17 protein-coding genes and 2 tRNA genes are annotated in these 24,134 nt (G+C 48.5%); 8 read left to right on the plus strand and 11 right to left on the minus strand.

Annotated elements, in window-relative coordinates:
• The first annotated feature begins 736 nt into the window (after window positions 1-736).
• Genes HQ41_RS09505 through HQ41_RS05690 form a run of 5 tightly spaced genes read left to right on the plus strand, consistent with a single transcriptional unit; the run spans window position 737 to window position 3,632 of the window.
• Entirely contained in the window at window positions 737-964 is a 228-nt protein-coding gene (locus HQ41_RS09505; protein ID WP_081964774.1) for a ferredoxin family protein, read from the plus strand.
• A 24-nt stretch (window positions 965-988) separates the two neighbouring features.
• A complete protein-coding gene (locus tag HQ41_RS05675) occupies window positions 989-2,071 on the plus strand; it encodes a 3-methyl-2-oxobutanoate dehydrogenase subunit VorB (RefSeq protein WP_044189070.1) in 1,083 nt (360 codons plus the stop codon).
• Window positions 2,072-2,076: 5 nt separating this feature from the next.
• On the plus strand, window positions 2,077-2,274 hold the full coding sequence (locus tag HQ41_RS05680) for a hypothetical protein (RefSeq protein WP_044189071.1): 198 nt from the start codon (window positions 2,077-2,079) through the stop codon (window positions 2,272-2,274).
• Window positions 2,275-2,283: 9 nt separating this feature from the next.
• Window positions 2,284-3,045 (plus strand): thiamine pyrophosphate-dependent enzyme, encoded by a 762-nt coding sequence (locus HQ41_RS05685; protein ID WP_044189075.1) that lies wholly within the window; start codon window positions 2,284-2,286, stop codon window positions 3,043-3,045.
• 38 nt (window positions 3,046-3,083) lie between these two features.
• Window positions 3,084-3,632 (plus strand): 2-oxoacid:acceptor oxidoreductase family protein, encoded by a 549-nt coding sequence (locus HQ41_RS05690; protein ID WP_044189078.1) that lies wholly within the window; start codon window positions 3,084-3,086, stop codon window positions 3,630-3,632.
• A gap of 83 nt (window positions 3,633-3,715) precedes the next feature.
• On the opposite strand, the gene cls is transcribed toward HQ41_RS05690, so the two are convergent.
• From cls to HQ41_RS09345, 11 genes are all read right to left on the minus strand, one after another.
• Window positions 3,716-4,864, minus strand: a complete 1,149-nt coding sequence (gene cls, locus HQ41_RS05695; RefSeq protein ID WP_081964775.1) for a cardiolipin synthase — start codon at window positions 4,862-4,864, stop codon at window positions 3,716-3,718.
• Window positions 4,865-5,107: 243 nt separating this feature from the next.
• On the minus strand, window positions 5,108-5,434 hold the full coding sequence (locus HQ41_RS05700; protein WP_044189082.1) for a PG0541 family transporter-associated protein: 327 nt from the start codon (window positions 5,432-5,434) through the stop codon (window positions 5,108-5,110).
• Window positions 5,435-5,438: 4 nt separating this feature from the next.
• The gene (locus HQ41_RS05705) at window positions 5,439-8,573 is read right to left on the minus strand and encodes an efflux RND transporter permease subunit (RefSeq protein WP_044189083.1); all 3,135 of its coding nucleotides are present in this window, start codon (window positions 8,571-8,573) and stop codon (window positions 5,439-5,441) included.
• A 20-nt stretch (window positions 8,574-8,593) separates the two neighbouring features.
• Window positions 8,594-9,637 carry an efflux RND transporter periplasmic adaptor subunit gene (locus HQ41_RS05710; RefSeq protein WP_044189085.1) on the minus strand — a complete coding sequence of 348 codons (1,044 nt, stop codon included), beginning with the start codon at window positions 9,635-9,637 and terminating at the stop codon, window positions 8,594-8,596.
• A 59-nt stretch (window positions 9,638-9,696) separates the two neighbouring features.
• On the minus strand, window positions 9,697-11,049 hold the full coding sequence (locus tag HQ41_RS05715; RefSeq protein WP_044189087.1) for a TolC family protein: 1,353 nt from the start codon (window positions 11,047-11,049) through the stop codon (window positions 9,697-9,699).
• Between the two features lie 335 nt (window positions 11,050-11,384).
• Window positions 11,385-13,238 carry a YgiQ family radical SAM protein gene (locus HQ41_RS05720; RefSeq protein WP_255327521.1) on the minus strand — a complete coding sequence of 618 codons (1,854 nt, stop codon included), beginning with the start codon at window positions 13,236-13,238 and terminating at the stop codon, window positions 11,385-11,387.
• Window positions 13,217-14,044, minus strand: a complete 828-nt coding sequence (gene ispE / locus HQ41_RS05725) for a 4-(cytidine 5'-diphospho)-2-C-methyl-D-erythritol kinase (RefSeq protein WP_044189088.1) — start codon at window positions 14,042-14,044, stop codon at window positions 13,217-13,219. Before ispE ends, HQ41_RS05720 begins: the two co-directional genes overlap by 22 nt.
• Before the next feature lie 76 nt (window positions 14,045-14,120).
• Window positions 14,121-14,204, minus strand: a tRNA-Leu gene (locus tag HQ41_RS05730).
• Between the two features lie 44 nt (window positions 14,205-14,248).
• A tRNA-Leu gene (locus HQ41_RS05735) sits at window positions 14,249-14,331 on the minus strand.
• A gap of 88 nt (window positions 14,332-14,419) precedes the next feature.
• Entirely contained in the window at window positions 14,420-15,340 is a 921-nt protein-coding gene (locus HQ41_RS05740) for a hypothetical protein (RefSeq protein WP_044189090.1), read from the minus strand.
• Between the two features lie 4 nt (window positions 15,341-15,344).
• On the minus strand, window positions 15,345-17,843 hold the full coding sequence (locus tag HQ41_RS09345; protein WP_052405308.1) for an AAA family ATPase: 2,499 nt from the start codon (window positions 17,841-17,843) through the stop codon (window positions 15,345-15,347).
• Between the two features lie 1,076 nt (window positions 17,844-18,919).
• Between HQ41_RS09345 and HQ41_RS05750 the strand changes: the two genes are divergently transcribed.
• The 3 genes from HQ41_RS05750 to trkA all read left to right on the plus strand — a co-directional run bounded on the left by HQ41_RS05750 (window position 18,920) and on the right by trkA (window position 24,091).
• Complete coding sequence (locus HQ41_RS05750; RefSeq protein WP_052405309.1) at window positions 18,920-20,512, plus strand: thiol-activated cytolysin family protein; 1,593 nt, start codon at window positions 18,920-18,922, stop codon at window positions 20,510-20,512.
• Between the two features lie 305 nt (window positions 20,513-20,817).
• Window positions 20,818-22,731 (plus strand): 1-deoxy-D-xylulose-5-phosphate synthase, encoded by a 1,914-nt coding sequence (gene dxs / locus HQ41_RS05755; protein WP_044189093.1) that lies wholly within the window; start codon window positions 20,818-20,820, stop codon window positions 22,729-22,731.
• Window positions 22,732-22,735: 4 nt separating this feature from the next.
• Complete coding sequence (trkA, locus tag HQ41_RS05760) at window positions 22,736-24,091, plus strand: Trk system potassium transporter TrkA (protein ID WP_044189094.1); 1,356 nt, start codon at window positions 22,736-22,738, stop codon at window positions 24,089-24,091.
• Window positions 24,092-24,134 lie beyond the last annotated feature (43 nt).

The following is a 24,134-nucleotide window of genomic DNA, read 5'->3' on the forward strand; positions in this document are numbered from 1 at the left end:
GAATACCTCAAGGTTTGTGGCAAAATTGAAGGACTAATCGTGTAAGATTGGTGCACCAATCTATTGCAATGTGTCCATCAATCTCATGCAATTGATGGGAAGAAATGCTGAAGGTTGAGTACTGATTCAGTAGGTATTGCTCTTGGGTTTATTTTATCTATCTGTTTATTAGCGTTTTGACTAGAGGCCTTTTATGGGGGCTTTTTACCTTGTAGAGTGTTCTAAGTACTCCATTGGGGGCAGACGCCGTGTAGCGCCTCTGAGGGGGCAAATATGCAGTCTGAACCGTAGAGCCGTAGCACAGTTCTCTTTTCCCATCAATATCCCGAGAATTGGTCTAAAATATAAATATGGCTTCATTCATCTAGGCAAAAATTGAAGCTCATATTGGCTACCGTGTATCAAAGGCATCTCTTAGCTCTAGGATATACCCATAGAGTATGCTACGGCTAGACGTTTTGCAATTCTATTCGTTTAATGAACGGGCCTTGCAAAGAAATCTTATAATTACATCTTTAGTTAATCTAGAAGTATAGTATTGACTTTTACATATATACACAAGCCTCTATTTACCGTTTGTGTGCTTGGTGGGGAATTTGCTCAGCACTTAAAAATATGAATTAGCTAAATCTTTGTATTTTGAAAAATAACCGTACATTTGGAGGGATAAATAAAATGAGTTTATCACTTGGAGCCTCATAGACTCCAGCGATTTTAATCTTAAACAGTTTATAAAATGGCAAAAGTAAGAGGGACTATTGTGGTTAATACACAGCGCTGTAAGGGTTGCAACCTCTGCGTTGTGTCGTGCCCAACCAAAGTGTTGGAGCTACATCCTACTGAGGTCAATGAAAAGAGCTATCACTATGCTCGCCTCAAGAACAACGATGATTGCATCGGCTGCGCAAGCTGTGGAATGGTTTGCCCCGATGGGTGCATCACCGTGTATAAGGTTAAACTATAATTATCTCCTGAATAAAATTTCGATATGGCAGAGGAAATTAAGTTGATGAAGGGCAATGAAGCCATTGCTCATGCTGCTATCCGCTATGGTGTAGATGGCTATTTTGGTTATCCCATTACGCCTCAGTCCGAGATCCTAGAGACTCTGATGGAGGAGCGTCCTTGGCTAACCACTGGTATGGTGGTACTACAAGCCGAGAGCGAAGTAGCAGCTATAAATATGGTATATGGAGGTGCTGGTTGTGGCAAGCGTGTGATGACTTCATCGTCTAGCCCCGGTATGAGCCTCAAGCAGGAGGGCATTAGCTACATTGCAGGAGCAGAGCTACCTTGCTTGCTAGTCAATGTGATGCGTGGAGGCCCCGGTTTGGGTACGATCCAGCCTAGTCAGGCCGACTATTTCCAGACCGTTAAGGGTGGTGGCCACGGAGATTACCGCCTCATCACACTTGCCCCCAACTCAGTTCAGGAGATGGCCGACTTCGTAGGCTTGGGGCTTGAGCTGGCATTCAAATACAATAATCCTGCTATCATTCTCACCGATGGTATTATCGGCCAAATGATGGAGAAGGTTAAGCTCCCCGACTTCCACCCTCGTCGCAGCGATGAGCAGATACGCCAAGAGTGTCCATGGGCTACTCTGGGTCGCCTAGATGGCAGAGCCCCCAATGTGATCACATCGCTAGAGCTTGAGTCGTCGATCATGGAGAAGAATAACGAACGCTTCCAGAAGAAGTTTAAGGCTATCGAGGACAACGAGGTGCGCTACGAGGCTGTGCAGACAGAGGATGCCGAGTATCTGCTCGTAGCTTTCGGCTCGTCTAGCCGTATCTGTCAGAAGACAGTAGACCTAGCACGTGCTCAAGGCATCAAGCTCGGCCTGCTTCGCCCAATCACACTATGGCCATTCCCAAGTCAGGCTATTGCAGACCTCACGAGCCACGTCAAGGGAATACTCGTGGCAGAGCTCAATGCTGGTCAGATGGTTGAAGACGTGCGCCTAGCTGTCAATGGCAAAGTACCAGTAGAACACTATGGGCGTATGGGCGGTATGCTCTTCTCGCCTAATGAAATCTTGGACGAACTAAAAAAACTCTTTAATCTATAAGACTTATGGATAGGGAAGAAAGACGCATTCCTCACTTCAGTCTAGATGCAATCTTAACTTTGATATTTTATCTCCTTGTGCTAGCCACTTTGGTCAGCTACTTCGTTTGGGGAACCGAGGAGAAATGGATATTCATGTCGTGTGGCATCGCCGCTCTAGCTGTACGTGCTATTTCTTACCTAATAAGACTAATAAAAAGATAAAGCAAGAAGATGGATATCAAAGATATAATCAAGCCAGAGAATCTGGTCTATCAGAAGCCAGAGCTGATGAACGACGTCAATATGCACTACTGCCCCGGCTGTAGCCATGGGGTGGTGCACAAGCTAGTGGCAGAAGTCGTCCAAGAGATGGGTATGCAAGAGAAGACTGTGGGCGTGGCCCCAGTAGGCTGCGCTGTATTTGCCTATAAGTATGTCGATGTAGACTGGCAGGAAGCTGCTCACGGCCGTGCTCCCGCCGTAGCCACAGCCATCAAGCGTCTCAACCCAGATCGTATGGTCTTTACCTATCAGGGAGATGGCGACCTCGCTGCTATTGGTACAGCCGAGACGATCCACGCCTGCAACCGTGGCGAAAACATCGTGATTATCTTCATCAACAATGGTATCTATGGTATGACTGGCGGACAGATGGCTCCGACCACCCTGCCGGGCATGAAGACTGCTACCTGCCCCGATGGGCGTGACACGGAGATGAATGGTTATCCACTCAAGATCTCCGATATGCTCGCTCTTGTAGATGGTACCTGCTATGTCACTCGCCAAGCTGTGCACACACCTGCAGCCGTGCGCAAGGCCAAGAAGGCACTAGAGAAGGCTTTCGCCAACTCTATGGCACGTAAGGGAACCTCTGTTGTAGAGATTGTGTCTACTTGCAACTCGGGTTGGAAGATGTCGCCAGCCGACTCCAACACTTGGATGGCAGAGCATATGTTTAAGCACTATCCTCTCGGCGATATTAAGGATATCTAACCCATTAGTACTGATTCTAATAATAACTATATAGCATCATGACATACGAAATAGTGATCGCGGGCTTCGGCGGACAAGGTGTACTATCAATGGGTAAGATACTTGCTTACTCAGGGTTGATGGAAGATAAAGAAGTGAGCTGGATGCCTTCGTATGGGCCAGAGCAACGTGGAGGTACCTCCAACGTGACTGTTATTGTGAGCGACGAGCCCGTTAGCTCGCCCGTAGTTCAGGACTATGACGTAGTGGTTGCCCTCAACCAACCCTCTCTCAATAAGTTTGCTCCCCACGTTAAGCCCGGTGGAGTACTGATCTACGACTCTAATGGTATTCACCACGTGCCAGAGCGCAATGACATCGAGATCTACGAGGTAGACGCAACCAATGAGGCTAACCGTATGGGTAACCAGAAGGTATTCAATATGCTTATCCTTGGAGCTCTACTCGCTACACGTCCGATGATCCACATGGATAGCATCGAGAAAGGGCTTCGCAAGTCGCTCCCAGAGCGTCACCATAAACTCATACCGATGAATATGGAGGCACTCGAGAAAGGTAAGAGCCTACTCAAACGCCTAGAGCGATAGCCGAGAAATAGGTTTTATATAAAACAAAGGGGCTGTGGCGACATCAAGTCTTGCCACAGCCCCTTTGTTGTGTCTGATTACTCCTAGAGGAAGGGAGTGAAGAGGTTGGCGAACCAACCTACGAACTTGCGCCAGAGGCTTCGCTTGTGCCAGTAATTTCTGTCTAGCTGGACGCAGTGCTCGGCATCTTGACGAAAGATGGTGTCGATTTGTGCCGTCATGCCTCGGTCGAAGATGAAAGCATTGGTCTCGTAGTCGTATCTGAGGCTACGGCTGTTGAGGTTGGCAGAGCCTACTGTACAGAATGTATTGTCTACTGTCATTGCCTTGGAATGGTGGAAACCACCTTGATAAAGTAGCACCTTGGCACCATGCTTGGAGAGCTTGTTTAGTTTGTGTAACATTGCGTCGGGAGTAAATGGTATATCCGACTTCTCGGGTACCATAATACTGATCTCAACGCCCCGCTCTAGAGCCCTCCTGATGGCCCTATTAATAGAGCTCGTAGGGACAAAGTAAGGATTGATGATGCGTACGTGGCTACCAGCTAGGTTGATCGAGTGAGTGTAGGCTTCCTTAATTGATTCGGGCGTCTTATTAGGACGGCGATCAACTATGGATACGCTCTGTCCTGCTAAGCTATCTCGCAGGATAATAGGTGGAAAGTATTGATCGCCCTCGATGGATTGCTTGGCTTCTTTATTCCATGCACCAAGAAAGATGCGCTGCAGATCTGCCACAGCCTCCCCCTCGATTCTCAGGTGCATATCCAGCCATGGCCCGATCTTGGGTAGTCCCTTGATGTAGTAGTCGGCTACATTCATGCCTCCTGTGTAGCCAATCAGTCCGTCAATGACGACGATCTTACGGTGATCTCGGCTACTGGCATGGTTGATGTATGGGAAAACGATGGGGTCGAACTTCACGATCTCTATACCACAGGCTCGGATCGAGTCGAGGTGATGCCGCTTGAGCGGACGATTGTTGGACCAATTGCCAAAGTCGTCGAAGAGGATACGCACCTCCACCCCTTGGGCGACTTTTGTTTTGAGTAAGCTAAAGAGAGCAGAGGAGATGGAGTCGTTGCGGAAATTAAAGTACTCCATGTGTACGTGATGCTTGGCTTGACCAATGGCATCGAAGAGGTCATTAAACTTATCTTGACCTCGAGTGAAGAGGCGTATACGATTGTGTGACGAAACGGGGAAGCCGTCTATCTCCAAGATCTTCATCAGCAAACTATCGCTGGGGATCTGACTACCATCTGCGAGAACGGAACTATCTGGACGGGCGTATGCGATAGAGTCCGATCGGTCGATGCGAGCTGTGGAGCAGGCAAATCCGATTGCGCATATCAGAGTAAAGATGGAGAGTAGATGTAATCTGCGAAACACGAATGAAATAAATGTATATAGGGCTTACCAAGGGCAGGGCTTAGATAGCCTGCCCTTGGTAAGATAAACGAATCAGTTCGCTTAGATAGTTTGCTCGATAGACCAGACGAAAGCACGTAAGCCCTGCTCGGGTGTAGCTTCGTCCAGAGCCTTCAGATCCGAGAGTAGCTGGGGAACTTTCTCCCCTGGTATGACTACTAGCATCGATGAGTTCATCGTAGGCCACGCATGGCTACCGAGATGCGGATCGCCTTGATGTGTCCCCTGCCCCGGAGTTTCTGCCCAACTCGTGTAGCCCTTGAGGCTGAGATGGCGCAAGATGCGTAGGATCAGCGGGTGATAAGCCTGATTATAGGCGATGAAAACCGATTTGAGAGATGTCTTGGGTGTATAGTCTGATGTGTACATTGCGCTAGGAGTGTAAGCGTTCGGTTGCCTTGCGGCGGATTTTGCGAGCTAATAGCCTCTGATCACGTTTGAGGCGGAACCCCTCTACGGAGGCGTATATCGTCGGGATAAGGATCAGGGTAACAAGTGTAGAGAAGCTCAGACCAAAGGCTACCGCCACCCCCATAGACTTCCACATATCTCCCCCCTCACCTAGGCCTAGAGCCATCGGGATCATACCTAGTACCGTAGTACAAGTGGTCATCAGTACGGGGCGTAGGCGAGAACGACCCGAAGTAATCACAGAGCGAGAAATACCCATACCACGCTCTCTGCAGAGCTGTATGTAGTCAATTAGTACGATACCATTCTTCACCACGATACCCACGAGCATGATTAGACCGATGAGTGCCATAGCTCCCATAGGGATTTGGGTCACGATCAGCCCAAAGAGTACTCCCGTAAAGGCAAATGGCACAGAGAACATGATGACAAATGGAGCAGACAGACTCTCAAACTGCGCAGCCATTACAATGAATACAAGTATGATGATCAGGGCAAGAAGCACGAAAAGCTCCCCAAAGGTTTCTTGCTGGGTTTCGTAGATCCCACCCATCTTGTAGGTAATGTTGCTTGGCAGTGCAGTGTCGTCGATAGCATTCTGTACGCTCTCCACAAGATCGCTCAAGGCATATCCAGAGGCTAGGCTCACGCCTAGGGTAACGACTCTCGAGCGATCCTTACGCTCGATCGTTGGTGGAGTAAAGGCCTCTTCAATATGCCCTAGCTCACCTAAACGTATCTGCTTCCCTTGAGTTGTGTACACAGGGATTGCTAGGATATCCTGCATAGACTGGCGAGCCTCAGGGGCGTAGCTCACTCTTATATCGTATTCGTCACCATCTTCACGGTAGAACGAAGCCACAGAGCCATTGATCGCATTACGCAAGAAACTGGAAGCTGTCGCTAGATTTAGCCCATGAGAGGCGAGCTTCTCTCTATCGAAAATGAAGCGCATCTCGGGGGTGTACTCCTTACGACTAATCGTAACTTGCGAGCAGGCATTAGAAGACTCGATCTTAGCTTTGAGTTCCTTGGCAATCGTTGTCGTTGCATCGAAATCGTGGCCGAATAGATCGAGGTCCACATCGCTCTTGCCGCCTTCCCCTCCGCCACCACCTTTGACAGTCGAGCTTGTTACGGCAGGATATTCGGCGATAATCCCTCGGATATCTTCTGCAATCTGATCTTGGCTACGTGTTCTCTCGGAGAAGCCAACCAACCCGATGCGGAAGGACACGATGTTATTACCATTAGCTTGAGAGGCTGCGAAGGCGTTGCTCGCATCTGCTTGCCCTACCGACATAGACACAATATGGATCTCTGGGCAGGCCTTACGCCAGCGGTCTTGTAGCTCCCTCCCTAGCTCACGTGTGGTTTCTATACGTGTCCCTACTGGGAGCTCGACAGATGCCACGATGAAGCCATTGTCTTGCGCAGGCATAAACTCTGTTTTGATCAGCGAAGCTAGCATAATGCTCGTAGAGAAGAAGAGGAAAGCTAGTGCAATGGTCGTTTTGCGATGGCCGATGGCCCACGCTAGAGATCGAGCATACACATCGTCCAGAGCACTTAGGCCACGATTGACTGGAGCAAAAACTTTGGCAGCCAAGCGGGATTGGCGTGCGTCACGCTTGAGCATGAGAGAGCTCATCATAGGCGTCAGGGTAAGAGCTGCGAAGGTCGATACGATCATTACAATGCTAATGATCCAGCCAAGCTGGCGGAACATCAGGCCGCTCTGCCCGCTAATCATCGTCAGAGGGAGGAACACGGCAAGCATAGTCAGCGTTGAGGCTACCACAGAGATACCTACTTCGTTCGTGCCGTGAACGGCTGCCTGCTTGGGATAGCTCCCTCGTTCAATATGTGTCGTTATATTTTCCAAAACTACGATCGCATCATCGACGACCATACCGATGGCAATGGAGAGCGAGCTCAGAGAGATGACGTTGAGCGAATTGCCCGACATCAGCAGGTAAATGAAAGCTCCTATCAGTGAAACTGGGATAGTCAGAATGATGATGAACGTCGCAGAGGCTCTAGCCAAGAAGATATACACGACGATCATCACGATGATGAAGGTAATGGCGATCGTTTGAGACAGGCTGTTGATTGTAGAGGTGATGAAGGTCGAGGTGTCGATGATGTAGTCGATCTTGATGTCTTCGGGGAGCTCTCTCTGGATTAGAGGTAGCTCTTTGCTTACCTGCTTGGAGATCTCTACGGCATTCGCCCCAGATTGTTTGTTGATGACGATGATTGCCCCACGCTTACCATTGGTATAGTTCTCCTGCATACGTTCCACCGTGCTATCTTCGATGCGTGCTACATCTCGCAGGTAGACACTCGCACCATTAAACGAAGCAACGACTATACTGCCCAACTGTTGCGGATCGTTCAGTTCCCCCTGCACACGTAGAGAGTTAGTCTTGCTGCCAAGATCAATTTGACCTGCTGGTATGTTGGAGTTTTCTGCTGAAACGATTTGTGAGATCTGACCGATGGTCAGGTTGTATGCCTCGAGTTTCTGAGGATCGCAGTAGATCTGTATAGCACGCTCTTCTGCTCCCACGACAGAGACAGAGCCGACGCCATCTAGACGAGCTAGGCGGTTCACCAGTAGATCGTCCAGAATCTTATTCATCGCACGAGAGCTCTCCTCAGCCTCTACTGTGAGTATTGCTACGGGAATATCACTAGTACTGAACTTGAAGATCGTTGGATTCACAACTCCAGCAGGTAGTCTGCTTCGGATTGCATCAATCTTGTCACGTGTGTCGTTAGTCGCCTCAGCGATATCGGTCCCGGCCTCGAATTCTAGTGTGATGAAAGATGTGTTCTCACTGCTGACCGACTTGATATGTTTGAGGTTATCGACACTGTTGAGGCTGTTTTCTAGTAATTTACTGACATTGGTTTCTATGTCCTCGGCACTCGCTCCGGGATATGCTGTGATGACCATGATCGTCGTGGGGTCAGTCTCTGGCATCAAATCGACTGATAGTCGTGTCAGAGAAAACAGCCCCACGATAGCGATGGCCACGAAGACGAGAGCCGTGGTAATCGGACGCTTGACTGCACTGCTGTATATGCTCATATCTGTAGAGATTGGAGTATTTATCGGCTCGCCTGCAATACGACAGACATACCATTAGTAAGGGTAGATGGAGAGGAGGTGATCACGGCTTCTCCAGCATCCAAACCTGAGAGTATCTCGTAGCGATCGCCATAGAGGGATCCCAGCTCTACCACTCGACGCATCGCTTTGCCGTCTTGATAGACATAGACGAAGCGTTCGCCGCTCCCTACTTGGCGTAGCACTGCCATATCGGGGACGAGGAGAGCCTCCTTATCGCCCAAGTCTAGTGTGATGCGACTATACATTCCGGGGCGAAGCTCTTGCTTACGGTTGGGAGCCTCTACCTCTACTGTAATAGTATGTGTGGCAGGATTGATTGTGGGGAAGACATTAGAGATGCGTGCGTCAAAAGCCTCGCCCGAGAGGGCATCTACCACGATCGTGGCAGGGCGTCCCTGTTTGAGCAGGCTGTAATGCTCTTCCGAAACTTGAACCTCCGCTTTGACTGGGCTAATCTGCTCGACTATGAGTATTGGCTGGCTGGGAGCAGTCATATCACCTATGTCGTAATTCTTGGCTGTTACCACCCCAGAGGTAGGGCTGCGTAGGATAGTATTGGAGTGCAGATTACTATATGCCTCTTGGGCAATGCGCATCGCACTGGAGGCCTGCTCCCACTGGGCCTTCGCTATACCTCCTATCTTGTAGAGCTCGTTGAGGCGATCGTAATTAACCTTGGCATCATCAAGCTGGATTTTAGCTTGGTTAAGTGCAAAGGGATCTAGCCTACCTAGTATTTGCCCAACTCCTACTCGATCACCGACACGTACTAGCAACTGCTGCAGGCGTCCGCCGGTCTGGGTGGAGATAGTGTTGGTTACTTTAGCTTTGAGGGCAGCACTGTACTCAAGCTCTACCGCTACTGTGTCGCGCACTGCGGTGCTGATCTCCACAACTCTAATAGAGATTGAGTCAGCCTGCTTGTTCCCTTCGTTATTGTCTTTCGCTCCTTGGCAGGCGCCTAGCCCTAGAGCGAGCATAGCGGTGAGTAGGCCAAAGAAGCTTTTCCTTGTCTGTTTCATATTCCGTATATAGCCTTATTGATCTTGTGATATTAGCCTCGATCATTGGATTAGAGGCATTACTGCTGTTTGTTGGACTTCATATAGATGCGCCCCTCGAGCTGATCTAGCGTATAGGACGCGACCATATAGTTGAAGATAGACTGGTTGAGGTTGAGCTGAGCCTGTCTGAGCGCCAGATCGGCGTCGTTGAGCTCTAGGATCGTCCCAGCACCGGTGCGGTAGCGTGCTTGTGCGATGTCGTAGCCTTTCTGTGCACTACGCACGGCCTCTTGAGAGGCTACGAATTGCGAAGCAGCGTTGCGCTGTTCGCTGCGTGAGTTCGTCAGTCCAAGGTTGAGTTCTTTCTCTGTTTGGCGTCTTTGTAGTGCCAGTTGTTGCAGCTGCAGGCGTGTGGCCTTGAGGTCGTAGTAGCGGCTCCCACCCGAGAATACTGGGATATTGAGCGAAACACCGATCATAGAGTGTGGGGACCAACGGCGGTTATTGTCTAGCTTAAACTGATCACTGGCGAAGCTGTAGTTGTAGGAGAAGCTAAGCGAGAGGGTTGGTGCGTACGCCATTTTCTTCACTTTGATGATCTTCTCAAGCTGATCGCCTTGTAGATCCAGTGTGCGTAGCGCCGAATTCTGCTCCAGAGATAGGGGGGCATCGTCCGAGAGTAGGCGTCCATATACTACATGGTTGTAGTCTTCGAGTTGCTCTTTGAGTTTAATGGGGTGATCAGGATCTATATTCATGAGTACCTTGAGCTTCATCTCTGCTAGACGAACCGACTGCTGTGCTCGTATTACCTCTGGCATTAGGTTTTTGACCTGTGCATCCATGCGAATCAGATCGTACTCGGCCACTAGACCCTGCTCAAATTTCTGTCGGATCTGCCCGTGGTTTTCTTGGGCATTGGCGAGGCTTTCCTCGAGCACCCTAAGGGCATCTCGAGCCATGAGTGCCCCCAGATAAGCCTTGCGTACCTCGGAGGTCATCTCCACTCGAGAGGCACGTGCTTTTTCCACAGCTTGCTCTACGGCATTACGGTCTAGGGCCAGACTTGCCCAGAGTTGAGGTGCCAAGACTGCTACCCCTGCCTGTACTCCTGCTTGGATATTGTGCGTCTGCCCCATCTCAATACCCTCTTTTGGGAAAGCTGATGCAAATGGATTGGACGAATCATCTCCACCGCCAAAGTAAACACGTTGCTTCTTGAGTGTGTAGCCATACGAGCCAGAGAGATTGACGTTCGGTAGTAAAGCTGATAAGCCTTTGCGTTGATTATAGGTAGCCCTCGTGACCTCCATGTCGCTAGTGGTAACATTGGCATTCTGTTTGTAAGCTATCTCTATCGCACGTGCCATGTCTAGACTAAGCGTGTCGGGCTTCTCTTGAGCTGACAACGAAGGGCTAAGCCAAGCCATTGCCAAGGTGGCAATGCTCGCTAGCCTTGTATCACATATCCGCATATCTGTTTCTGTTTTAGTTGTTGGGGGCAAAGCTTCAACTTTGGCATTCCCCTTGGGTGGACTGGAGTGGGCAAAGCAAAGATACCAAACGCATGGTTTGCTAGGAGGATACTGCATATTGTGCCCAAGCCAACCAGAGCAAATGGTAGGCTGCTTTGCATACGGCGAACACCTCTATCTGTCTGGCTAGCAAAGGTACAGCAAAATATGTAAAAACACACGAAGATCTATACAAAAAGAGCGGAAACGTCTTTTGTCTAGATGACTATGTGCTATTTATCCCTTTGTGTCTACCGTTTGCGTTGATGCCCATTGCCGAAGAGCTCACGCTCGAGGTCTGGGCGACCCATCTTGCGCAGGGCCTTCATGATCTTGGCGCGCTGGGCTGGCTGATACCAAAAGAAGAACTGATGCTGAGCTGTTTTCTGCGTTTCAGTGATTGCCGTGAAGACGGGTTCTAGAGTATAGGGGTGGATACCGGTGTAGTAGATCTCGGTAGCCAGAGTCATTGGTGTAGGTGTGAAGTCTTGTATTTGCTCCAAGCGGAAGCCGAGTTTCTTGGTTTCGGCAGCTAGCTCTGCCATATCCTCCTCTGTGCAGCCGGGGTGGCTACTGATAAAGTAAGGGATAATTTGCTGATTTTGTCCGCTGGCTTGGTTCACTTCGTCGAAGAACTTCTTAAACTCGTAGAACATCTTGAACGAAGGTTTGCGCATCAGGTTAAGCACCCGGTCACTCGTGTGCTCTGGAGCTACTTTGAGCCTACCCGAGACGTGCTTCTCTACCAAATCGCGAGCATAGATGAGTGCCGCCTCTCGGTGTTTAGGATCGTGATGGTCGCCGAAGAATAGGTCATAGCGGATGCCGCTAGAGATGAAGCTCTTCTTGATGCGTGGATGCTCGTCAATGCGTCTAAGCAGATTGGTTAGGCGTGTATGGTCAGCGTTTAGGTTGGGACATATCTTGGGGTGGATGCAGCTTGGGCGGCGACACATCTCACAGATCGACAGGTTCTTCCCTTTCATCGCATACATATTGGCAGAGGGGCCACCCACATCACTTAGATAGCCCTTGAAGTCCTCCATCTGTGTGATAGCATCTACTTCCTTGAGTATAGAACGCTCGCTACGGCTGGCAACGAACTTGCCTTGATGTGCACTGATCGTGCAGAACGCACAGCCCCCGAAACACCCACGATGCATATTGACCGAGAACTTAATCATCTCATAAGCCCCTAGTTTCTTGCCTCGATATTTGGGGTGGGGCAGGCGTGTGTAAGGCAGGTCGAAGCTCGCATCAATCTCTCGGCTCGTCATCGGCGGATAGGGCGGATTGACCACTAAGATACGTCCACCTACGGCTTGCAGGATGCGGTTAGCCTTTATCATATTGCTCTGCTGCTCGATGTGCTTGAAGTTAGCTGCCTGCTTGCGCTTATTCTCTAGGCACTCCTCATGTCCATAGAGGATGATGTCGTCTTTCTTAGCCTCGAAGTCCTTACGTAAGGCGAGGTAGGCAGTCTGGGGAACATCCTTGAGGTTGGCGAAGGGTTCGCCTGCCTGCAAGCGAGAGACAATCTCGCGCAGTGGTTGCTCGCCCATACCATATATAAGTAGGTCGGCCTTGGTCTGCGCCAGAATGGTGGGCATCAGACGGTCGCTCCAGTAGTCGTAGTGCGTGACACGCCTAAGACTGGCCTCTACGCCCCCAAGGACGATGGGGACGTCGGGGTAGAACTTGCGGATGCAGTCCGCATACACGATAGAGGGATAGTCGGGGCGCATATCGTTGCGCCCGTCGGGGGTATAGGCATCTTCCTTGCGTAAACGCTTGCGAGCCGTGTACTTATTGACCATCGAGTCCATAACCCCAGCCGAGATACCGAAGAATAGACGCGGACGACCAAGCTTCTTGAAGTCGCGCAGGTCGTCACGCCAGTTGGGCTGTGGCACGATCGCTACCCTCAGCCCCATGGACTCGAGGAAGCGTCCTACCACTGCATTGCCAAAGGAAGGATGATCGACATACGCATCGCCAGAGAAGATGATCACGTCGGCCTCGTCCCAGCCGCGCATCTCCATCTCTTTCTTGGTCGTCGGTAGCCACAGTGGCTTTTTGCTTTCTACGGAAGTTTGTGTTGCCAAACGAAGTAATCTTTTAGTTCATATCTATCCAGCTCGATCTCCTCGGCAAATATGCCGTATAGAGCAGCTCCCGAGCCAGTCATAGAGGCGTAGATCGCCCCTTGGGTGTAGAGCTCGGCCTTGATAGTCTCGAGCTCTGGGTGAAGAGGGAAGAGGCTCTCTTCAAAATCATTAACCACTCGAGAGTACCATTGTTCTAGTGGTAGGTCGAGGAGCTCGCGTAGAGGTTCGGGTGCAGGGGCTACACGTCGGAGTCCACGGAAAGCCTCTGCTGTGCTGATGTGTAGCTCGGGTTTGATGACGACAAGTGTATAGCCCGAGAGGGATAGACCCTCGTAGGGCGTTAGTCGCTCCCCGATACCTTCGCCGAAAGCGGGTACATTGTCGATGAAGACGGGGCAATCCGCCCCAAGCCCTAGGGCAATCTCTCGTAACTCCTCCTGGGTGACTCCCAGCGAGAGCTCTCGGTTGAGCATCGTGAGCATAAAGGAGGCATCGGCCGAACCGCCACCCATGCCTGCCCCCGAGGGAATATGCTTGCGGAGGTAGATGTCTAGAGGGGGAACGGCATAGCGCGCCCTAAGAGCACGAACGGCACGCAGGGCGAGGTTGTCTGCAGGGTCGCCTAGATTGTCTGCCCCGTATAGAGTAAGCCTATCTTCCTGCCCCTCGGGTAGAGGATGCGCCTCTAGGACATCGCATAGTGGGATGGGATAGAATAGAGTTTCTAGCAGATGATAGCCGTCTGGGCGGCGACCTATGATGTTGAGCCCAAGATTGATCTTGGCATTGGGGAATGAGATCATAAGCGGATAAACCTGAAAAAGGAAAATTTAAAAAGAAAAAGTGATCAACAACCTTGATTGCTGACCACTCTCTAAGTACGCGAGATGAGATTTGAACTCACACGCCGAAACCGGCACTACCCCCTCAAAGTAGCGTGTCTACCAATTCCACCACCCGCGCATTATGTCTTTGCTTTAGAGAGCAAGGAGCTGATTGTATCCTCGTGCCCGGGACAGGAATCGAACCTGCACGTCTTTTGAACACTCGCACCTGAAACGAGCGCGTCTACCAATTCCGCCACCCGGGCTCTCTTTTGCGATGCAAAGATAGAACGAGTTTTCTAAACCACCAAACACTTCCCCAACTTTTCTGCGCCTCTCGTCTCTCGCCCAGCTCTAGAGGGCTGTAAGCGTGCTTTGTTTCGGAGGCTTGACGCCAAGCTGTTGTAGTAAATCATAGGTAAACTTCGCCAATGGCCGTTTGCTGAAGTCTTCGGGATCGGGGTAATTCCCAAAGATCATTCGGTGCATCTCGCCTTCGTCTAGCCCCATACCGCCAAAAGACTCAATCAAGGACTCGTAATAATCCTCCTGATACGCCCTCGCCTTGAAGATCAGCTCCTCCGCCTCAGCTGTGTGCTGCGCATATAGTTCTTTCAGCTTAAAGACCTCCATATTCTTGCCCAATGCTTCGGCTTTTAGATTGATCTCTAGGTCTGGCTCTCCCATCAGATACTCAATCAACTTCTCCATTCGGAATATAGGAACCCGCTCAAACCCTTGGATATATGGCGAATGATCTATTTGTTGGTCAAGTTTAAGGTGGTTGCATGTCTTACAACTTGGAATTAGGTTATAGAAAGAGAGAGCTAGGTACGGATAAGTCTTACTGGTAGATTCATCCTTTTGGCTGTTTTCTCCTTTAGGATAAAAGTGGTCCAGATCAGGTCTTCCAGATCTCCCTCTTGGATCTCGAATAAAGATATAGTTATGATTGCAATAAGGGCAAACTTGGATATTGAGTTTTTGTACAAGCCAATAGGCTAGTCCTGTAACTTTTTCTTCGTTAATGATGTATTCTTTCTTGTTTATGCGATATTGATACTCATCCTTGGAAATGAGCAATGAGGGAGGTATATGAGATTTTAATGTTTCATACTCCTCTTCTAGTTTATCAGCAGGACAAAGTAAAAGGCTCTTCACCTTATCTCTTAAGCTTTGATCTGAGTTAATTTTATTCCATCCCGAAAGCAATATCTCTGCATATTCTTCTGCAATAGCATTCAACTCCTCTTTGGGTATATTGATCTTGATCATAGTTTTACTTCTTTTTCTTCAGCCTTTTGACTTCGCTTTCCAGAGTTCTAATACGATTCTCGAGTAATGCAGTTTTAGTAGCCAATCGTATGCTCCCCATTGTCATTACCTTCTCTCCGAGAAGTCTACGTAGCTGACGACGTAGGATCGGCTCTCCAATGAGGCTAATCTCTTTATTTAACCTCTCAAGCTCTTCTAGAGAGGTCTGCTCCGTGACTGCTTCGATTTTTTCATTGAGCTTGAGGATCTTCTCTCTAGCAAAGTCGCCGATAGGCATTCCATTGAGGAAGAAGGCATCACGGAGTAGCTCGTGGATATTAGCCCCAAAGGTTTCTCCTTGCCGATTCTCTGGTTCCCCCTCTTTCAAGTAGAGGACATGAGCATCGGGGATATCCGAGAGGATGAAGGGCGAATGAGTAGAGAGTAGGATGTTGATTGCCTTGATGTGCTTTAGGTTCATAGACCTAATGGACTTGAGCATATAGTCGACGAACTGCCGCTGGTACTCTGGGTGAAAGTACAGCTCTATCTCATCGCAGATTAGATTGACATAGTCATATTTAATTCGGTCGCTTGGGCTTTCGTGCGCTGAATCAAGATTGAGCAAATGATAGAGATAGCTACTAGAGCTATAGAGGAGTTGCTTCTCTCCGCTGCTTAGCTTGGAGAGAGGAATTTCTTTTCCTCCACCCTTAGATACCAATAGCTCGACATCAAAGATTGGCGGAGGTACACAATAAATAGGATTTTCGCCCTCACATCTAAAATCCTCTATGGGTAACACCACCGTAGAACCAGAGGCTACTTCTATATCAAAACTTTCAATGTTAGATTCTTCTCTATTCCAAATCTTTTGAAAGAAAGTAGCATCGTGGTCTTTGGATTCTAGAATTTTTTCGAGTGCATTCCAAGTGTTAGACTTGAAGTTTTCTTCTTCTTTTGGCGTAAGGTGTTCCCAAAGAAGAAACTCTGGAGTTTCGTTACGTTCATCCTCTGTTGAGTCAAGATCTATTTCTGCATTGTCATAGATCCTTTTGTGGATATCTTGGATGTCCTTGTAGATGAGATTGATGTAATCACTCCAAGCAACATGGATGTTATTGCGATGTCGATCAATAAACCAAGCAAGAAAGCTAGTTTTCCTTTTTAAAATATCCTCTAAAGTGTCAAACCTGTACTCGGATAGATTGTATAACTCCTTAAACAAATCTTCGTAATCAACTAGATCTTCGGGCGAGTTTACATCTCCCTCTTTTTTTCCTATTCGATCAATTCTATCTTTTAATCTAATTAAATCTTTTATTTTGCTTAACCAAACACTCTCATGCTCCTCCCCGCTCAAAAACTTTACAGTCTGATATATCTTGTTTGTGATATGGCTTTTGTCTTTTAGTAAAATTTCAACTAACTCACCAGCCTTTCCTTCTAACTCACTCGCTCTACTCACTGACATTATAAAGGAGTCTGCCACCTCCCCCAGTACATGGTTATTGGCGATGTACTTGTCGTCAATCGAAATAGACTTATAAGCGAGATAATCTAAAGCTAAATCTCGTAAGAGACCTGTTCGTCTTATGGTAAGTGGCTTTTTCTTCTCGTCTTTATGTCCGTTTTTCCAAACATCTCGAATCTCTTGGAAGAAATCTGCGTAGTTAAGTCTTGGCCATGGTACTATTTTTTTTGATAGATCTCCTGATTTCATTAAAGTTTTGCGTTCTTGTAACGATAGTTTTAACTTGGTCAGCTTATAGCCACCTCCAATATTTCCCTCTTTGTTCATCAAAGCAATAGCGATAAGTCGATCCTTGGATAGTTTATTCTCTTTATTGATGTCTATATTTCCTTCTAATCTCCATGGATTGAGCACGCATGGGGTTTGGTAGCCATCATTCTTGTGGAATAGACCATTGAGCCAATAATCTTCTAGGTCTTCTTTTTCTTTTGCATAATCCCAAATATTCAAGGCGTGTATGGAATAGTTCAGCAAAATTGTGTAGAAAAAGTCTTTTAGATCTAAATCTGTGGTTTTACTCTCGTTATTGATTGATTCAAGTGTTATTTTAATATCGTTTGTTATTTCATCATCGTTAGCTTGCTCTAACTTGTATAGTTCCCCCGAATATTCAAAGACTAATCTTCCTCGAACCCCCTTGACTCTACTCAAGAGTGGCCTTTCCCATCTAGGTTTTTCATCATATGGATGTGCGTATGAATAGTTGTTGATGAGTCGCAAGATGAAGTCAATTAGGGCACTCTTGCCACTGCCGTTCATACCGACAATGGCGTGGATATTGATTGTGGGCGAAGGGTTTTGCCCCTCTTCAGTGGAAAAGAAGTTGTCTGGGACTTGGCGATCCTTTTTGAGCTTAGGGCTGTCTAGCTCCTCGTCTATGGTGTAGTCTTTGTCGAATAAGTACCAGACCTCTTCTTTAAGGTTCTTTCGGATATGCTCTGCACATCCCTGCCCAATTTTGACGGCGATAAGTTTGAACGTCGATGACATACGATTGGCGTTGTATTAGGTTTGTTTTTTAGCTTTTCTACCCACAAAAATAATGATATATCCTCTTGGTCGGCAATATTTGTCCCCACAGAGGGCGGAGATTGAGCAAACCTTGATTGCACATCTATACCGTATATCTTCTCTTAGGCCTATCTCGACAAGGAATGGCGAGGCGGTATGTACTGTCGTCATGATTGGGTCGAGAGATTTGGCGGGCTATTTATCTACTTATCTGTTAAGGTGTGTAAATGTATTACCCTCGAATTTTATGAAACGAGTCCTCAGTTTATAAAGGTCTGTGGAGCATTGGCGGGAAATTGATGGGAACATTTTTGCGGATTGGTGGACTAACCCTCTGCAATGTGTCCATCAATTAGCCAAGATTGATGGGAAGAAATATCCCGAAATGAGGCATGAGTGCGCTAGATGATAGGTTGTTTTGTTTTATGATGTTGACTATTAGTTCTTTGTGTGGCCTTCGTTTAAGGTGGGTGTTTTTGTCGGTCTAAGGGGGAAGAGCCCAAACGAGGTCGGACGCAACCTAGAGCCTGCTAGGGGGCAAATACGAGGTCTGCCCCTTTTGGCTTGAGTGTAGAGGGGCGCACCCACCGATATCTAAAAGTTGATCTAAAATTGATCTTCGCTTAAACATTTATTTTCAGTTTAGGAGGTCTTATAGTGGCTGGGTAGTACAGCTCCATTGGCTCGGGTAGGAGGGGGGAGCCCCATCGAGCCGGCGCTATTCAAGCTAATTGGGGGCATAATCCTCTCCCAAATCTATTATCGAGAGCCCAGTGTAAGGCCATTTAGTGCGGATATATCCTTAATGATGTGGAATAAAGTTTGGATTTTTACTTAATATGCAGCCCTGAAATAAAAAAATAATTTTATATTAATATTTTGATTTTCAGTGATTAAGAATGGTTTTTTCTGGAAATTCTGCTACATCGTGTCAAATATTTATTGCGGAAAAAAGATGGCTATTCAATTTGCTTGACTTACTTTTGCACCCCAAGAAGTGAATTAAGGGGCGTATTTGACGCTCACATTGTTGTATCAATTTTAATTTAACGTTTATGGATTTCACAGGATTTAAAGGCTTCTTGGCTGTGGCTCTCGTAGTAGGGGTTTATTCGTGTTCGACCAAAGATGAGCCAAACCTTAAAAACCAAAATGGCGCTGAAAAACAAGGCAATATAAGTGCCGCTTATGCCGATCAGCTAAACACGTTTGTGACTAATCTCCCAACCGTAAAGCAAATTGAACCTTTCGCAGAGCGTCCGTATGATGCTTCGAAGCCACGAGCTTTCAGGGTAGATGAAATTTTGCCAGTTGCAGGGGAAAGAAAAGACTATGAACAAGCAGTCGCTCTAGAGGAACAGCTTCTGTTTTCGGACAATCATGAGCTTTTTTACCCCGGGGCTCTGATCAAGGCTACGAGCGTAATTAATGGGGACTATAGCCCAGTGGTTGCTCCACGTAAGCCAATTACTATTTCTGTTTCTCTGACAGGCTCCAATCCTACCATTGTAGTACCAGATCCTAAGCTCTCTACTGTGCGTGCTGGTGTCAATGAATTGCTTGGTAGAGGATTTAACCCTCCTCCTGCCAACATCTCTTACTCATCAGAGGAGGTACATGACGAGCAGCACCTCAAGATTGCTATCGGTGGTGGCTATAATGGTACATCTACTTCTGTTAAGGCTACAGCTGGCTTTTCTTATAGCTCCGACAAGAAGTACTTCCTCGTGAAAGTGCAGCAGGTGTTCTATACCATGGATTTGGATACTCCACAGAAGCCATCAGACTTCTTCGCTGGCGAGTTCGATTATAAGAGTGCTTTCGGGACTAATAAGCCTCTCTACATCTCTTCGGTTAAGGTTGGACGCATCCTCCTCCTAGGTGTTGAAACTAGCCTAACTAAGAATGAATTAGATGCAAAGCTGCAGACAAGCTTCCTTGGCGGCTCTTTCACCGCAGAGGCAGAGGCTAACTTCAAGTCTATCTCGGAGAGATCTTCTATCAGAGGGCGTGTTCTCGGTGGTAGCGCTAAGCTTGCTGGTCAGAGCGTTGTAGATGTGCAGATGATTAAGAGTTTCCTTGCCGAGGGGGCAACATGGAGTAAGGATAATCTCGGAGTACCCATCGCTTATAAGCTCAGAGAACTAGAAACGAATCAGACATTCAAGACTGTCATCTACTCTAGATACACGCGAGAAAAGCAGCCTATTAAGCGCATTTCATTTGATGTCTTCTTCAATAATGACTCATTCCATACAGGCCTTGGAGAGAATATTTATAATGCCTATGATGTGTTTGTGAGGAAAGAGTATAAGAGTGGTAATCAAGAGGAAGTTAAGATTGCCTTCAAAAAATTTGGTGCAGATCCTAGGATCTATGGGGATATCAAGGTTTCTAACTACGAAGAGGGAGAAAAAATCACGTTCGTGTTAAAGCCTAAGGGTAATCTAGAAGATAAGGATAAACATTTGCTTTTTGAGTTTCCTGAAGCAGATGCTCTGATCAAGAGGGCCGAAGTCAAGGGGTCTAGAAAGAGTGATCACCTCTATGACAACAACACTGGTGAGGCTCTAGTCTTGAAGGATAAGGTAAACCAGTCTTATACTGCCAAGTTTGAGTTTGAGAACCAGAAAGTCACAGTATTCTAGTTAGACGAATGCGTGTGGGCCTCATACTTTGTATTCTTCCTTTGAGGCCTTGTATATATTAGGGAGGGGCTACACCTATTATTGCGGTGTGGCCTCTCATGCTTTTGCAGGGGATACACCATAATATTATATGGAAACCCTTACCTTTGTTTATGTGTTTAATGAATGATATAGTAGGAGGTCAGGGTGCCTGCCTATGCGACAGCAGAAGCCGTTCGATGCAGATCTAGAGTAACCACATTTTGATGCACCGCCCATGCGCTTGCTATATCTGAAGTGAGATTTATACGATAACGATTAAGTTTATGGAACATAGCGCCGAGGGGACAATCCTCTATCCGTTGCTCGATAGGATCAATACCCCTAGCGATCTCAAGCAGCTTGCCCTAGAAGATTTACCCAAGCTCTGCGCGGAGCTCAGGCAGTACTTATTGGAGGCTCTGTCGGTTAATCCCGGGCACTTGGGGTCCAATCTAGGAGCTATCGAGGCAACAGTGGCTATGCACTATGTTTTCGATGCTCCGTATGATCAGATTGTCTGGGATGTGGGGCATCAGGCCTATATTCATAAGCTCTTGACGGGGCGTAGAGGGGAGTTCCATACGCTACGCAAATGGGGTGGGTTATCGGGTTTCCCAAGCCCCAAGGAAAGTGAGTACGATACCTTCGTGGCTGGGCACGCCTCCAACTCGATCTCAGCAGCCCTCGGTATGGCGGTAGCTGCCAGAAGCAAGGGGGAGCGTCGGCGTGTGGTAGCCTTCATCGGCGATGGCTCGATGACGGGAGGCATGGCCTTCGAGGGGCTGAACAATGCCTCCTCCGCTCCCAACAATCTGCTCATTATACTCAACGATAATAATATGTCTATCGACAAGAATGTCGGTGGACTTAATAAATATATGGTAGATCTGCTTACCTCTCGTCCCTACAACTGTGTTAGGCGGGACTTCTACCATGGCTTGATGAAGCTACGCCTCATCGAGGAGAAAGACAAACGAGATATTCTTGGCTTCAACAATAAGCTCAAGAGCCTCGTGTCGAGGCAGAATAATCTGTTCGATAGCTTTAGCATTCGCTACTTCGGTCCCGTAGATGGCAATGACGTGCTGCGCATGGTACATGTGCTCAATGGGCTCAAGAATATGCGAGGCCCCAAGATCCTGCACATTAGTACAGTCAAGGGCAAGGGCTACGAACCAGCCGAGAAATCCCCTACGATTTGGCATGCCCCCGGTAAGTTTGACCCCGCTACAGGGCAACGACTTGCTGCACCAGCCCAGCCAGAGCCACCCAAGTTTCAGGACGTATTTGGCGAGACGCTCGTAGAGCTGGCTCGCATGGACGAGCGCATTGTCGGTATCACACCTGCCATGCCCTCAGGTTGCTCGATGAATAAGATGATGGAGGTCTTCCCCGAGAGAGCCTACGATGTGGGTATTGCCGAGGAGCATGCTGTTACTTTCTCCTCGGGTTTGGCTTCGGGGGGCATGATCCCTTTCTGCAACATCTATTCGACATTTATGCAGAGGGCCTACGACCAGCTCATACACGATGTGGCTCTACAGGGTAATAAGGTAATTTTCTGTCTAGACCGAGCGGGTCTAGTCGGTGAAGATGGTGCGACGCATCAGGGTGCGTTCGATCTATCGTACCTGCGTAGCATCCCAGATATAGCTGTCTGCTCTCCTATGGACGAGGCGCAGCTACGCCACCAGATGTACTCGGCCTACAAGACTTGGCCTATTAGCGTAGCTATTCGCTACCCACGAGGTCAGGGCTCTATGGTCGATTGGCGCCAGCCCATGCAAGAGATTCCCTTTGGCAAGGGGCGAGAGCTGCAGAGAGGTAGTCTGCTTATCTATCTCTCTATCGGCCCGATTGGCGTCAATGTAGCTAAGGTTGTCGCTCAGTTGCGCTCCGAGGGGATTGATGTAGGGCATATAGATATGGTATTCGCTAAACCCCTTGACGAGGAGCTACTCGAGGACCTGCTGGCACGTTGCCCCAATGTCGTGACGGTAGAGGAGGCCTCCATCTGTGGTGGCCTAGGCTCTGCAGTGGCAGAGTTCATACTGGATAGAGGTTATACAGCTCGGCTCAAAAGGTTGGGGATCCCCGACCGCTTTATCTCCCATGGCACACCTAGCCAGCAGCGCCTAGACTGTGGCTTGGACGATGCTTCTATTAGGGAGGCAGGCGAGCAACTAATAAATCGTTAGAGATATGCGTATAGTGATCGCAGGGGCTGGGGAGGTTGGTACTCATCTAGCCCAGATGCTTGCGAGCGAGGAGCAGGATATCGTCCTCATGGATGCTGACGAGAAGCGTCTGGAGGAGAAGAAATCGCACATAGAAGCCTTGATGACGGTGGGCGACCCCGTGATTCTAGACGACCTCAAGGAGGCTCGTGTGGTAGGGGCCGATCTATTCGTGAGCGTAACGCCAGACGGAGCGACCAACCTGCTGGCTTGTAGTCTAGCCAAGATGCTAGGTGCCAAGCAGACGATAGCTCGAGTCAATACGCACCTCCATCTAGAGCCTAGGTATGCAGATCACTACGAGTCGATCGGCATCGACCACTTGATTTACCCAGAGGAATTGGCCGCCAATGAGATTGCCTCCACAACGCTCAACCCATGGGCTAGGCAGTATGTGGAGCTGTTTAATGGCGCTCTGATACTGGCGGGCGTCAAGGTGCGGGACAATGCCGAGATTGTGGGTAAGCATCTCTACGAGCTCAAGCAGGAGTCTTCGGCGGGGAGTGACAAGTTTTACCACATCGTTGCGATCAAACGAGATTTGCAGACCATTATTCCTACGGGTTCGACACGCATCGAGGCCAATGACTTGGTATTCTTCACTTGTCCGGTGGGGCAGATTGATGAGATCAGACGGCTAGCAGGGAAGCAGTGCCCCAAGGTGCGCAAGATGGTCATCATGGGCGCCAGCAGAGTGGCCATGCAAACGATCAAGAAGCTCCCCGAGAGTATTCGCATCTGTGTCATCGAGAAGAGTAAGGAGAAGTGTATTATGGTTTCGGATCATAAGTTCCCCAACGTTATGGTCTACCATGGGGACGGACAGAACCCAGATCTGCTCAGAGAGGTAGGGCTCGATGATGCTCAGGTCTTCGTCGCCCTGACCCAGAACTCCGAGACGAATATCTTGGCATGTCTGGCAGCCAAACGCTACAACGTCTATAAGACGATCGCCAAGGAGGAGAACATCGACTATATCCCACTAGCTTATCGCCTAGATATCGGTACGCTCATCAACAAAAAACTGCTTGCAGCGGGGTATATCTATCAAATGCTGCTGGGGCAGAAAGCAGGCTCGATAGTCTGCCTCTCCCTGCTCAACAATGCCGAGGTCGCAGAGCTCATCGTCGGGCGTCAGTCGCCTTTGGTTGGTAAGCGCATCATGGACTTGGAGTTGCCAGACCACATGACGCTTGGTGGCATGCTACGCAACGGAGTGCCTCGAATGATTGGGGGCGATACGGTGATTGAGCCATACGACCACGTCATGGTTTTCTACCACGATGTTTCTCTCAACGAACTCAAACGCCTCTTTAACTAGCGAACCGTGAAGACAATCAACTTCCGATTTATATCTCGAGTAC

The sequence above is a fragment of the Porphyromonas sp. COT-290 OH860 genome (assembly GCF_000768935.1).
GTDB lineage: Bacteria > Bacteroidota > Bacteroidia > Bacteroidales > Porphyromonadaceae > Porphyromonas.